Origin of the sequence: Spirosoma sp. SC4-14, from assembly GCF_037201965.1 — a bacterium.
GTDB lineage: Bacteria > Bacteroidota > Bacteroidia > Cytophagales > Spirosomataceae > Spirosoma.
Genome location: NZ_CP147518.1, coordinates 3,563,838 through 3,578,008, shown reverse-complemented (window position 1 = coordinate 3,578,008; position 14,171 = coordinate 3,563,838). Strand labels below are relative to the sequence as shown.

The 14,171-nt window shown below is 47.1% G+C and carries 10 protein-coding genes; 7 read left to right on the top strand and 3 right to left on the bottom strand.

The window, feature by feature from the left end:
- Window positions 1–11 precede the first annotated feature (11 nt).
- From WBJ53_RS14510 to WBJ53_RS14490, 5 genes are all read left to right on the top strand, one after another.
- Window positions 12–2,516, top strand: coding sequence for a DUF2309 domain-containing protein (locus WBJ53_RS14510; RefSeq protein WP_338876862.1), 2,505 nt, complete (start codon window positions 12–14; stop codon window positions 2,514–2,516).
- 3 nt (window positions 2,517–2,519) lie between these two features.
- Complete coding sequence (locus tag WBJ53_RS14505; protein ID WP_338876861.1) at window positions 2,520–4,388, top strand: proton-conducting transporter membrane subunit; 1,869 nt, start codon at window positions 2,520–2,522, stop codon at window positions 4,386–4,388.
- A 279-nt stretch (window positions 4,389–4,667) separates the two neighbouring features.
- Entirely contained in the window at window positions 4,668–5,426 is a 759-nt protein-coding gene (locus WBJ53_RS14500; protein WP_338876860.1) for a hypothetical protein, read from the top strand.
- A 150-nt stretch (window positions 5,427–5,576) separates the two neighbouring features.
- Window positions 5,577–7,157: an FAD-dependent protein gene (locus WBJ53_RS14495; RefSeq protein WP_338877193.1), complete on the top strand. Its 1,581-nt coding sequence runs from the start codon at window positions 5,577–5,579 to the stop codon at window positions 7,155–7,157.
- Window positions 7,158–7,266: 109 nt separating this feature from the next.
- A complete protein-coding gene (locus tag WBJ53_RS14490) occupies window positions 7,267–7,896 on the top strand; it encodes a CoA pyrophosphatase (RefSeq protein WP_338876859.1) in 630 nt (209 codons plus the stop codon).
- Window positions 7,897–7,916: 20 nt separating this feature from the next.
- Here WBJ53_RS14490 and WBJ53_RS14485 read toward each other — a convergent pair whose 3' ends face one another.
- Genes WBJ53_RS14485 through WBJ53_RS14475 form a run of 3 tightly spaced genes read right to left on the bottom strand, consistent with a single transcriptional unit; the run spans window position 7,917 to window position 11,800 of the window.
- Window positions 7,917–9,374, bottom strand: a complete 1,458-nt coding sequence (locus tag WBJ53_RS14485; RefSeq protein ID WP_338876858.1) for a TolC family protein — start codon at window positions 9,372–9,374, stop codon at window positions 7,917–7,919.
- Window positions 9,371–10,732 (bottom strand): biotin/lipoyl-binding protein, encoded by a 1,362-nt coding sequence (locus WBJ53_RS14480; RefSeq protein ID WP_338876857.1) that lies wholly within the window; start codon window positions 10,730–10,732, stop codon window positions 9,371–9,373. The genes WBJ53_RS14485 and WBJ53_RS14480 overlap by 4 nt, the downstream gene beginning before the upstream one ends.
- A gap of 57 nt (window positions 10,733–10,789) precedes the next feature.
- Window positions 10,790–11,800 (bottom strand): ABC transporter transmembrane domain-containing protein, encoded by a 1,011-nt coding sequence (locus tag WBJ53_RS14475; RefSeq protein WP_338876856.1) that lies wholly within the window; start codon window positions 11,798–11,800, stop codon window positions 10,790–10,792.
- A 115-nt stretch (window positions 11,801–11,915) separates the two neighbouring features.
- On the opposite strand from WBJ53_RS14475, the gene WBJ53_RS14470 reads away from it, so the two are divergent.
- Window positions 11,916–12,590 (top strand): TetR/AcrR family transcriptional regulator, encoded by a 675-nt coding sequence (locus tag WBJ53_RS14470; protein WP_338876855.1) that lies wholly within the window; start codon window positions 11,916–11,918, stop codon window positions 12,588–12,590.
- Between the two features lie 426 nt (window positions 12,591–13,016).
- The gene (locus tag WBJ53_RS14465; protein WP_338876853.1) at window positions 13,017–14,144 is read left to right on the top strand and encodes an efflux RND transporter periplasmic adaptor subunit; all 1,128 of its coding nucleotides are present in this window, start codon (window positions 13,017–13,019) and stop codon (window positions 14,142–14,144) included.
- The last annotated feature ends 27 nt before the right edge of the window (window positions 14,145–14,171 follow it).

Here is a 14,171-nt window from a genome sequence, read left to right as displayed (position 1 = left end):
TCTTTCTCAGTATGAATACTCACATGGATACCTTCAATGAGCATGATGTTCTTCACAAGCTGAAGCACTATTTACCCGCTCAGGCCCCGTTAAAAGATTTTGTTCATCACAATACATTACACGCCTTTCAGGATCTTGATTTCCATCAGGCCTTACACCGGGCAGCTAAACTGTTTGGCTACAAGACATCGCTTTCTATCGACGAATACCGCTCGCTGTATGCAGCTAAACGAATTCGGGAAGATATTTTAAAGCAGATAATCGGTCAGCGAAAAGGACCCGAGAAACTGGAAGAATGGCTACATAAAGCAATCCATCAGCCACATAAAGGCAATCGACGAAGCCGAATTGGCTCCTTACGGGCTAATTGGAAAAAACACTATCATATTGATCTGGACTCGATGGTTCATCCCATTTTGTTCAGAATTCTGTGTAGTTATCTCGACCAGGGAATTTCCATCTGGAATTTTCCGATTCGTCAAAAAAGCTTTTTAGCAGCCCTGCATGAACTTGAGAAAATCAGCCTTTCCAGTTTTTTTCGCACAAAACAGGTAAAGACTCTGTTTCTTTCGCAATCCTATTCACTGAAAAGTATATTGGATACACTGGTAGGAAATGAGTCACTCTACGAGCATTATCTGTTTGATCAACAATTTTCGCACCCTGGCTGGTCGGGACTGGTAAACGCTGTAGAAACTCTTCCCGAAAGCCTTTTGGACGCTCGCAGCCTATCTCTGCACGATCTGATTGTGTTCGAGCTTTTGCTGGAAATGGATTCACTTTATTATCAGTTTGGCAATAAATGGGAACCTATGCAGAGCTGGCTATCAGAAGCGCCAGTCTATCTTTTCGCCGAAACACCCAGCACAGAACTTAGTCAGATCCTTAGCATTTGGCAGGAGGCATATGAATGGAGTTATTACGATCAGGTACTGGCAGGGCTCGAACAGGAACCACATCCTGCCGATAGGCAAGCCAAACGCACAAGTTTTCAGGCACTCTTGTGCATCGATGATCGGGAATGTTCTCTACGTCGCTATCTGGAAGAATTTGATCATGAATGTGAAACGTTCGGCACCCCTGGTTTTTTTGGCATAGACTCCTTTTTCCAGCCCGAAGGCGGAAAATATTATACCAAAATCTGCCCCGTTCCGGTTACGCCAACCCATTTGATCAAAGAGACTGGATCGCCCCACAAACGACCTAAAGATTATTATTTAGACAAACATGCTCATTCTTTCCATAGCGGTTGGTTAATTGCTCAGACCCTGGGTTTTTGGGCTGCCCTGCGGTTAGTGCTCAGTATTTTCAGACCAACCCTGACACCCGCTGCGGCTTCGTCGTTCAGGCATATGGACAATAATGCCCAGCTTACTATCGAAAACAACGATCCGACAGCCCAGGAAAATGGCCTGCAAATTGGCTATTCGGTCAGCGAAATGGCTCAGCGGGTAGAAAACATTTTAAAAAGTATTGGCCTGGCCGATGGCTTTGCTCCTATTATTTACATCGTTGGACATGGAGCAAGTAGTGTTAACAATCCACATTATGCCGCCTACGACTGTGGCGCCTGTTCTGGCCGGGCGGGCTCGGTAAATGCAAGGGTCTTTGCCCATATGGGCAATCATACTGAGGTGAGAGCAATTTTGCGGGACAATGGAATTTACATCCCAGACACTACTCAGTTTATAGGTTGTTTGCACGACACTACCCGCGACGAAATTGAGTTTTTCGATGAAAACTCCCTTTTGCCGGAAAATCAGCTACACCATCAAAAAAACAAAAGAGCTTTCGATAAAGCACTGGATTATAACGCTAAAGAACGGTCAAGACGTTTTGATTCGGTCAATAGCAACCTAAGTCCCCATAAAGTTCACGAACGGGTTCGGCAACGTTCGGTCGCTTTGTTTGAAACCCGCCCCGAACTCAACCATGCCACTAATGCGCTTACCATTGTAGGCCGACGGTCTCTCTCCCGAACGCTGTTTCTGGACAGGCGATCGTTCCTGAACTCATACAACTATCGACTGGACCCCGATGGCATTTATCTGCTTAGCATTCTAAAAGCGGCTGTTCCGGTTTCGGGAGGCATCAATCTTGAATACTTTTTTTCAAAAGTGGACAATAATCAGTTAGGAGCTGGCACTAAACTTCCCCATAATGTAATGGGTCTGATTGGAGTAGCGAATGGTATGGATGGCGACCTTCGCCCCGGTTTACCCAGCCAGATGGTTGAAGTTCATGAACCAATCCGAATGTTATTTATCGTCGAGCAAGACCCGGGCGTCGTTTTAACTGTTCTCCGGCAATCGCCCCCTACAATGCAATGGTTTGCCAACAACTGGGTTCATTTGGTAGCGGTACATCCTGAAACGTTTGCGTTGTATGTTTTTACGAATGGCGCATTTACTCCATACCAGCCATTAACAACGCATGTCGACAACATTGCCGACACAACGTTGATTGTTGACTCAGAACAGAAGATCCAACCTGTTTATATTATTTCTGACAATTAATTTATGGCATCGCTTCTTGCTGCTTTTATTCTTCTTCCGCTACTGGTCTTTCTCCTGCTATTGACAATTTCACCGCGGAAGGAATACACCATTTCGAGGATCAGCTTTGTTACGGTCAGTTTGCAACTTATCCAGCTAATGGGTCTTTTGCTCTCCTGGGCGATAGCAGGTTTTCCAACGCTTACGGGTAAGAACATAGTGCTATTACAGACAGACCACTATACGTTTGTTATTACTTTTTATTTTGATAGCATCTCGGCTGTTTATGCGTTTGTAGGCACTGTACTGACGTTTCTTGTCGTAATTTATAGCCGTCACTATCTGCATCGGGAGCCTGGCTATAAGCGCTTTTTCAGCACCATTCTTTTCTTTTTTACCGGTTATAACCTCACCATCTTTTCCGGCAATTTTGAGACACTGTTTATTGGCTGGGAAATTCTCGGCATCTCGTCGTTTCTATTAATTGCCTTCTATCAGCATAAGTACATTCCAGCCAAAAATGCGGTAAAAGTCTTTTCAGTGTATCGAATCGGCGATGTCGGCCTGTTGCTTGTTATCTGGATGAGCCATCACTTATGGCACGATACCATTACGTTCTCCAAACTCAACAACTATGTTCTGGTACATGACCATCTACAAACCCATACCCTGATTGGCGTTTTTATCTCGCTGATGATTTTAATTTCTGCCCTGGCAAAATCGGCTCAGTTGCCCTTTTCTTCGTGGTTACCCCGAGCCTTGGAGGGCCCTACCCCCTCCAGCGCTATTTTCTACGGTTCACTGGCGGTGCATTTAGGTGTTTTTTTACTTTTACGGACGTATCCTTTCTGGGTTCATCAGTTTTCAGTCCGTATCGCAATTGCCCTTTTGGGCTTATCCACCACGATTATGGCTTCGGGTATAGCCCGTGTTCAGCCCTCCATCAAAGTGCAGATCGCCTACGCATCCATTGCGCAAATTGGGATCATGTTCGTTGAAGTTGCTGCCGGTTTCGAAACACTGGTTCTGTTTCATTTTGCAGGAAACGCTTTTTTGCGTTCCTATCAGCTACTCGTTTCGCCATCGGTGGTTAGCTACCTGATTCGGGAACAACTTTATGCCTTTTACCCCATCAGGCGTTCGCTGGAAGATTTTCTGCCCAGGCGGTTGTCATTCACTTTTTATGTGTTAGGTATAAAGGAATGGAATCTTGATTCAGCCTTGTATCAATACCTGTGGAATCCACTCAAACTGGCCGGAAATCAGCTCAACTTCATTACCCTTAAAGGGCTACTGGGCTTCTTTATTCCCTGTTATCTCATTGGTTTATTTTTTCTATACTACCCCAACAGTATCCCGGCCAGTATACGCAGCTATCTGCCCATTTTCTTTTCGTTCATAGCCGTGATTATGGTGCTCAAGGCATTCACAGAACGAAAGCGAGCCCGTGTTGCCTGGGTCTTATCCATACTCAATCACTTTTTTATTGTACTCGCTATTTCGTTTAATGAAACATTCAGTACGGTTCAGGTTCTCATTTACCTCAGCGGAGTCTGTGTGGCGGGTATCGTTGGCTACGCTTGTCTGGTGCGTGTAAAGCTGGCCGAAAAAAGTTTGAGTTTGCGGCAGTTTCATGGGTATGGCGTCCGCCATCCAATTCTGTCGTTTATCTTTCTATTGGCATGCCTGGCTGTTTCTGGCTTCCCAATCACACCTACCTTTATCGGAGAGGACTTAATGTTCTCACATATTCGTGAGAATCAAGTTATTCTGGCTTCGTTTACCGCCCTAAGCTTTGTTATAGGCGGACTCGCGATCATCCGAATTTACGCACGGGTCTTTTTAGGTCCCTATAAAAAATCAATGTATGAAATGGCTTATCGATCATACTAATAACGGCATCTGGCATAATCCGTTTACTCTTTTCTACAGGTAAATACGGGGAAGCCTGCAACTTATTGACGGTCCCGTTCGTTACTTTTTTAATCGCTTTTTAATCTGACACCTTATTAACCCTGCGCTCTTCAGCCCAGTCAAACAGTTAGCTTATCGATACAACCTACTTTTGGTTAATCATCTGTCAGGTAATCTCCTTTTCAAAATTAAACGTACATTCACTGGATTACCCAAAAACACTCAACCAGTTTCTTCACGCACTAATGTTAAAACCCAATGACGAAAGCCGAAAAACTTGCCATTGTTAAACAATACTACCCGAACGCTAAAACCACAACCGATACGATCAATGACCTGATTCGTTTCATTGAGGACAAGCTCAATATGGAAACTAGTCAGATACTTATGGCCGACAGTGTTTGCGCCGACGACGTTAACGGGGTTCAGTATCCGATGCGAACCCGCGAGTTTTACGGGCCCTTCAATCTGGCGGGTTTGTGGGGTTATCCGTTCACAGGTTTAACTGGCATGGGCGCTTTTGCCAGCCACGTTCCCGATGGCGGTGCTGCCTTTATTTACTATGGTCCACACATCGGCATTTCGAAACAGGGGCATGTTGGCGAAATTCATCGTTTTGGCCAAAGTGCCAACTCAAGCTGCTGCGGAGCGGCCATTGGCGCTTTAACCAAGTTCAACAATAAAGCGATTCAGGAAGGGGTTATCGACGAACTAAACTACCAGGCCAACACACTCGAACAACTTCTGCTGAAAAATAAAGAAAGGCTAAACAAATCTGCTGAATTTGGCCCTCAGTTGATGGAGGTTACGGAAATTGCATTCGAAGCAACCGATAAACGAATTCAGGAGTTAATTAGCCAAACCAGGTTTAATAATTGTCAATACATTATTCTGTTGGGTATTATTCTTATCAATGGCGACAGCGATGTAGGGTCATTTAATGCAATCAAACGGTTTGATATAATCGACCTTACCACGAACGAACGGACAAGTTACCTGAGCGATCTGTTGGACTAAATTACCCGACGAGTCTTTGTTTGAATGCCCGACGTTAACACAATTGGCGTCGGTGTGAACCCAAACAAAAGCCTGCCTGTTACTCCTCAGGCAGGCTTTTTCCGTTTACTTTTACCGATTATTTGCCGGATAAATACCGGTCTTTCCTTTATGATTCACTCGCTTACGTTAACACTACCACCCGAACAGGCTTTTGATGAATCTGCCTTTCGGGCTCAGGCTTTACAGGCCCTTCATCTCTCCGACGATGAGGTGTTCGTACGAAAACGCCGACAGTCGATCGATGCCCGAAGCCGACAAATTCGGGTGCATGTTGAGGTCGACGTTTTTGTGAATGAACCTCCCCCTCCTCTAATCCAGTATAGCAAACCGCAGTCAGATATCAGTCGGGCTCAACAGGCAATTATTGTTGGGGCGGGCCCTGCCGGTCTGTTTGCGGCCTTACGTCTGATTGAGTTAGGCATTAAACCGATTGTGCTGGAGCGCGGCAGCGACGTTCGAACCCGACGACGCGACCTGGCTGCTATTAATAAAGACCATATCGTTAATCCGGAGTCGAACTATTGCTTTGGCGAAGGCGGTGCCGGAACCTACTCCGATGGAAAACTATATACCCGTTCAACCAAACGGGGCGATGTACGCCGGATTCTTGAGATTTTTGTGGCGCACGGCGCTAGCGACGAAATTCTGATTGATGCCCACCCGCACATTGGCACCAATAAACTACCAACCGTAGTGGCCGACCTGCGTCAAAGCATCCTGAATGCGGGTGGAGAAGTTCGCTTCGATACGAAAGTTACGGACTTCATCCTGGAGAAAAACGAACTCAAAGGAGTTGTATTGGCATCGGGCGATACCTTGATGGGTATAGGAGTCATTCTGGCTACCGGTCATTCGGCCCGCGATATTTTTTATTTACTCCACAATCGCAATATCCGCATCGAGGCCAAACCCTTTGCTATGGGCGTTCGCATTGAACATCAGCAGCGTTTGATCGATCAATTTCAGTATCACCGCCCCGACCGGGGCGATTATTTACCCGCAGCATCGTACAGTTTAGTAACTCAAACCCGGTTTAATGGGGTAGAACGTGGCGTTTTTTCGTTTTGTATGTGTCCGGGAGGGTTTATTGTACCAGCGGCCACATCTCCGGGCGAACTCGTTGTCAATGGCATGTCGCCCTCACGGCGGGATTCTAAATATGCGAATTCAGGTCTGGTTGTAGCCATTACAGATTCGGATTTGAAACCGTATCTCGACGAAGGGCCATTAGCTGGATTAGCGCTACAACAGGATCTCGAACGCTGGGCATGTCGTATCGGTAGTAATCAGAGCGACAAACCCTCACAAACGGCCCCAGCTCAGCGCATAGCCGATTTTGTGAATGGCCGCGTTTCAGACGAGTTACTACCAACATCATACCAACCGGGCTTGTTATCGGTAGCCATGGCCGATGTATTACCCGACCACATTGCGCAACCCCTACGGCAGGGACTACGTGATTTCGGTCAAAAAATGCGTGGTTATCTAAGTAACGACGGTCAGGTAATTGGTGTAGAAAGCCGAACCTCGTCGCCGGTCCGTATTCCGCGACACCGCGACACCTGTGAGCATGTTGAGCTTCGGCGGCTGTTTCCGTGTGGAGAAGGAGCTGGTTATGCGGGCGGAATCGTGTCGGCAGCTATGGATGGCGAACGTTGCGCTGAAGAATTAGTTAGGTTGTATAAATGAGTTTACGGTTTACAGTTTTCAGTGGCTCCGCTGTTGCAATGATTTCCAGGAGTTAGGTTGTAAAAAGGTGGAGCCACTGAAAACTGTAAACTGTAAACTGTAAAAAAACATGATCGATACCTCGTTCCACAGCTTCACAAAACAGCTTCGGCAGCGGCTCCAGCAACCGTTGCCAGGCGAAGTAGCGCATCAGAAAATGGCTTCGGCCGCTCGCTACAGGCTTGGTATTAAACCCAACGAACGAACCCGACGCAGTGCCGTGTTGATTTGCTTTTACCCATATCAGGACTCCGTCTATCTTCCCTTGATTCTTCGCCCGCAGTATGATGGCGTTCATGCGGGGCAAATGGCCTTTCCGGGCGGACGAATGGAACGGTTCGACGAAAATCTGACCCGCACCGCTCTGCGCGAAGCCCAGGAGGAAGTAGGTATTCGGGTTACCGATGTGAAAGTATTAGGTCTGCTGACCGAGCTGTTTATTCCACCCAGTAACTTTTTTGTTCAGCCAGTTGTCGGCATGCTCCCCTACCGACCCGACTTTTACCCCGACCCACGCGAAGTGGAGGCCGTGGTTGAAGTAGACCTGCAAACGCTCATGGACGAAACGATTGTGGGCGATAGTCAGATTGAAGTCAGGGGTATTATTGTCGATGCACCTTTTTATCAGATCCAGGGGCATCGGGTCTGGGGAGCAACGGCCATGATGATCAGTGAGTTGTTGATGGTGATGGATTCGTAGGCTACGGAATTTCCGGTATTTTACCGGCTCGTTCCGGCTACATAATACAATTCGGCAATCGCTTTCTGGTATTTCGTTTTTAGCTCCTCGCCTTTTACACGCAAGTCAATCAATTTGGTTTCCCGCGAATTAACCAGAAACAGTGAGCTTTCGCCCAGCTCAAACTTTTGCTGTTCGGCCCTCAACAGAGTCTGCTGATTCTGAATCGTTTGTTGTTGAACAGCTACCTGCCTGGCCAGCGTTTGAAGCTGGTTATAAGTTGATTGGACAGTGTTGGCGATATCCCGACTGGCCTGCTGACGTTCCAGAAGCACCTGCTGGCTCTTTACCTGTACTTCTCGAAGCTTACCCCGTTCTTTCCGCAGAAACAGAGGAAACACAAAGTCTAATCCCACCTTATGATTCTGGGGGCGAAACGAATAATAATTACCCCAATCGTAGGGAATGTCTACCGTTGGCGTCTGGCTCAAAACACTCGCGTTGAGCACCACCTGCGGCTGAATCATAGCCTTCCGAAATTGTCCTTCCAGCGTGAGTTGCTGTGCTTTCGTATCCAATTTCAGTAGTTCGGGATGCTGCTGAGTAGCCTGATTTAGCAGGCTCTGGAGCACCTGTTCGTCATAGGCCGTTAGTGTAGCTTCCTGTGGTATGGCTCCGATGGGTAATTCGACAGGTTGCCCCTGTCCATTCCAGAGAAAGTTACTGACCCCAAGACGGGCATTTTGCTCGTCTACTTCTGCCTGCTGCCGTTGCACAAGTCGGTCCTGCACCGCAATGAGTGCTTCAGTGGTATCGATTGTGGCGGCATCGCCGAGCAATGCCCGTTCGCGCAAGGCCCGAAACCGACGGTCGGCCAAGTCATACCCTTCGGCAATCAACCGTCGCTGCTGATAAGCCAGAAACCACTCCCAATAGGCTTTGGCGGCATCGAACAGGGTTTTATTGACAAGTTTCAGCCGATCTGCTTCGGCCAGGTTCACAGCGAGCCGGGCCTGCCGAACAGCCGTTCGGCGGGCATCGATGAGCAGGCTTTGCCCAATCGGTACACTCAGCCCGATTCCTGTCAACCCCGAAGAAGGTGTCCGCTCTTCAGGGTTGATGTATTTTCCGGCATTCCGGTTGTAGGAAACAGTCAGATCAATCCCACCCGGCCAGAGCGGAACAGCCAGTTTGTTCTGCCAATGATCGTAATACAGATCGTTACCAAATTCTTTCCGGTCGTAGGTCGATACTAGTTTAGGATCGAAAGCGCCCCTGGCCTGCATAACAACCTGCTTTGCTTCTTCGCCAAACAAATCTGCCTGTTTTACGATAGGATGATTCTGCCGAATTAACTCAAAAAAGACTTGTGCCGAGAAAACGGACGTATCTGGCCGGGTAGTTCCGGCAACGGGTGCCTGCGAATAAGCCATAGACTTCAGCCCGGCCACGGCTACCATCATAAAATACCATAGCCTACAATCGAAGAGTCGTTTCATTTTTTCGCTCCTTTCTCATCTACTTTTGGCTCCTCTTTCAGGCTTGGTGGAAAGCCATTGAGCTGTCGCCATAATTCATACCAGACCGGAACATCGTCAAGCATTACCCAGCCATAAACCCCCGACCCAACCCGCAATTGGGTCGGCCAGGGCTGGTCGCCCTGCTCCTGAATTGGGCGTACCAGCAGGCGATATTTTCCGCCTACGCTACTCACGGCATCGATGACGGCTACCCGTCCGCCAAACGTTCCGACGGATACCGTTGGCCAGCCCGAAAACTGAATGGCAGGCCAGCCATCAAATTGCAATCGCACAACCCGTCCGCGTTGAATCAGTGGTACATCCATAGCCCTTACGAACAACTCAACTGCCAACTGCGGATTTGCGGGTTGCAGTGTAGCAATTGGTTCGCCCTCTTTAATTGTTTCCCCAATTCCGGCTTTAGATGGTCGCACAACGTAGCCATTCTGTGGTGCCCGTACGACATACAGCCCACGACGTACATCCACGCTACTGATTTTATTACGAATTTTTGAGATTTCGCCACCGGCTTCGGCCAGATACGACACCGCCGAACTGCGGTCTGATTGCGCCTTGGCCAGCTTTTCCTGAAAATCAGCCTGAATTGTCCCCAAATCGAGTCGGGCATTGACGAGTTCCTGCCGCGATACATTTAGTTTATTTTCCTGCGAAATCACTTTCGCATTGTCTTCCTGCACCTTTAGCCGCCGTGCTTCGAGGTCGGTGAGCGAGAACAACCCGTTTTTATAGCCCTTCTCGAAACGGTCGAGCCGATCGAGGGCAATCTGATAATTTTTACGAATAGCCAGCAGGTCAGCTTCATCGGCCGAGACTTTGTATTCGCTCTGACGCACTTTATTGCGGGCGGCTTCCAGCTTCACCTTCAGGCCTGTTTGCAGGGCCACAATCTGGCCATCCAGAGCCCGAATTTTTGTTTCGGTAGCGTGCAGGCTTCCCTGCTTGGCAGTTAGTTGTTCGCCCAGCCGCTGCGGCAGATTAGGATCAAAATAGTCGTCCTTTATATCGGAAATAACCAGCAGGGTGTCGCCCCGCTTCACATAATCGCCATCGGTAACGGCCCAGCGTTCAATACGCCCCGCAATGGCATTCTGAACGGTTTGCGGACGGTCCTGCGGAGTGAGTGCCGTAATGGTTCCTTCGCCATTGATGTTTTGCTGCCAGGGTAGAAACATCACCAGAATACCTAGCCCTAAAAAGGCCAGCATCCAGCGGCCCAGCCTTCGTCCACCGTCCGACTGTGGAAGTGCCCGAAGCGTTTTTAGCGGATAATTAGCAAATAGGTCTTCGTCTACCCGCTGATTTGATAAATTAAGCATGTCGTGACTGATGAGTAATAACGTGTACTGGAAAAGATTCTACGAACGATTTATCCATTACTGGTTATCATGGGTAAGTGGCAAATCGGTTACTGCACCAATTTTTTCAACGGCCGTTAATAAATCGAATACCGTATCAATACCTGAGATGAGTTTATCGACTGAACCCGTAATGAGAACAATCACCAGTTCGGCCGCCACAAACTGCCCCAGCGACATCTCCCGCCCAACCACCAAAGTCGTTCCCAAAATCAGCAAGCCGCCTGTAACGATGGTTTTGAAAGCGACACCGCTATAAAAGAATCGGCGAAGTACCTTAAAATGCTGATTTCGATAGTTGACGTAATTGGCAACCAGATTATCCATTTTATCAATAGGTTCCAGCGTGTCGGCAGCCGGATTGGCCTGCTGATACCGATAGGCAGGTAGCTCCCGGGCAATGTCTTCGAGCCAGGCTACAACTTTATATTTATATTTTGACTCATTCAGGCTCGTTTTGATGCCACTTGGTCCGTAAAGCATGCAGATAAAAACAATGATCAGTACGGTAAACACCCCAAAGCCAACGAAAACGGGATGATACGCCGACAGCAGAATGATGCCAAAAATAATCTGTACTGTAGCCGCCGTTAGATCAATCAAGAGTTTAGGAAGACCTTTCTGAATCGTTAACACATCAAAAAAACGGTTCATCAATTCAGGCGGATAATAACCCGATAAAGCATCGGGCTCAATGCGTGGCAACCGATACGTAAACTCGAAGGCTGCTTTTGCAAAGATCCGCTGCTGGAGAATTTCAACGAGCGTCATCTGGCCAACCAGCAGCAGACCAGTCGCTATAACTCCTGCAATAACCAACCCAATCAGCAGGTATACAGAACTAAACAGAAGCCCTCCCGATACCAGATTGAAGACAGCCTGAATACCCAAAGGCAGCGATAGGCTAATTACACCCGTTACCAGGGCATATAAATAGATATAGCCTATATCTTTTTTCTCATTAGCCAGTAACCGTATTAACCGTTGTACGGGAGTTGGTGGCGGTTCAATTGTATGAATTGCGCTCATATAGTTGCTATTGTTTATGATAGTATTACTATCTTTAATGCAAATATAATATCGATGGTCGATAGTATATGTACCTTTGGCTATTTATTAGCTAAATGGCTAAAAAAACGGATCAATGGAGTATTCTGTACATGTCCGCATGAATGAGCGGCTATTTCTGCGCGACCCGGAAGGGTCTGATCTAGGGCGTCGGATAATCAGACAGGGAATTTTATTATTCAATGAGATTGGTTTTGAAGATGCTACCTTCAAAAAGTTAGCCGAACGCTTAAACACGAAGGAAGCCAGTATTTATCGCTATTTCGAAAACAAACACCGTTTGCTGGTTTATCTGGTTGCCTGGTACTGGCAATGGATGGACTTTCAGCTCGTTTTTCAGACCAATAATCTGGCGGACCCACAGCAGAAACTACAACGACTGCTGCGTGTGCTTCTGCTGATCGATATTCACGAGACCCTCGCCAATGACATCGATATACGTGCTTTGCATAACATTGTGGTTCGGGAAGCCAGCAAGGCCTACCTTACACATCATGTAACAGAAGATAACCGGCACCAGTTGTTTAAGCCTTACAAAGATTTGTGTATACGGATTGCCAGTATTATCCTGGAGTATCACCCAAACTACCCTTATGCGCGGTCACGGGCTAGTTCATTAATTGAAACAGCTCATTATCAAACGTTTTTTATGGAGAATTTACCTTCCTTAACTGATTTTGGCCAACCGAAGGATGAGCGAAAGCTCCTCGACTTTATGCATCATCTGCTATTCTCATCACTTGACGCCTAGTTCCCTAAGCATTTTATGATGAGCAGTATACTGACTTATGATGTGTTTAGCTGGTGCACTGCTCAGGCACAGTTTTTGTCTATACCAGACAAGAAATTTTTCAATTTTCATCCAGGCAAAAACCATAAGTATTTTCCCCATGTCACCGTGTAGATCTACCCTATAAAACCAGAAAATAGTAGTTGCTTCATTATCACACAAAGACTGGGATTCAGGCTATTTATAGCTTTTAAAAATCATAAGCATTTTTACAGTCTATTGCCATTCCGTGACCAAACTAAACCATTGACAATCATTCTAAAATTCAATTATTTACCTTCAGCAATCCGTTGATATAGTGCTTAAGATTGATAGTTTTGTAGTTTGTAACAAACGTGGCTCTGCCACCGTTAAAAATTTACGTTTTTTATTGCAAAATACTGCTCCGTGAAAAGATGGATTGCTATCGTTCTCGTCGTTGGAACACTTGGCGGGATTATTTATTATAACAAAGTGTTACACCCCGCACCCGGAGCTACTCCTGGAGGTGGTGGCAAAGGAGGCTCCGAGAAAGGTGGAAAAGGCGGCCCTGGCGGGGGTGGTCCTGCCAGTGTAAATGCCTTTGTGGTTGTCCGAAAAAACCTTCAGGAAGATATTGTTTCGGGCGGATCACTACTAGCCGCTGAACAGGTCGACATCTATCCAGAAATTTCGGCCCGCATTACCCAATTGAACATCCACGAAGGGCAACCCGTTAAAAAAGGTGACTTGCTGGTAAAACTCTTTGATGCCGATTTACGGGCCCAGCTACTTAAACTACAGGCACAATCCGAAAATGCCCGCCGAACCGAAGAACGCAATAAACAACTGCTGGCCCGTGGTGGTATCAGCCAACAGGAATATGACATTGCAACCACCAACTTAAGCTCATCGCTCGCTGACATTGAATTAGTAAAAGCAAACCTGCAACGGACCGAAATCCACGCTCCTTTTTCGGGTATCATTGGTTTGCGAAACGTAAGCGTTGGCGCTGTTGTGTCGCCCAACACCCTCATTGCCCGGCTTCAGCAAACGTCGTCGCTTAAACTCGATTTCTCCATTCCCGAAAAATACGCTTCGGCTGTACACAATGGAAGTACTATTTCGTTTTTAATAGACGGGAGCAATCAACCTAGCCATGCAGTAGTTTATGCAATTGAACCAGGCATTGAAGAACAAACCCGTAACCTGCGTATCAGAGCCCGGGTCAACAATACATCGTCTCGTTTTCGGCCTGGCACATTCGCTCGCGTTACGCTGACCATTCAGAACGAACAAAGTCTGGTTGTGCCTACCCAGGCCGTTATTCCACAAACACGAACCAATCAGGTAATTATGGTTAAAAACGGGAAAGCGGTCTTCAAAGATGTTAAAACAGGACTTCGTACGGCCGGGCTCATTCAGGTGCTTTCGGGCCTGAGCGTTGGCGATACCATTGCTACCACCGGTTTATTATTCCTCAAACCCGATGCTCCCGTTAAAGTGGGTAAAGTAGTTAGTTTAACTGAAAATGGCCCCAAAGTAGCGGCAAACTGAGTACCACATACTTTAATCAACAAAACA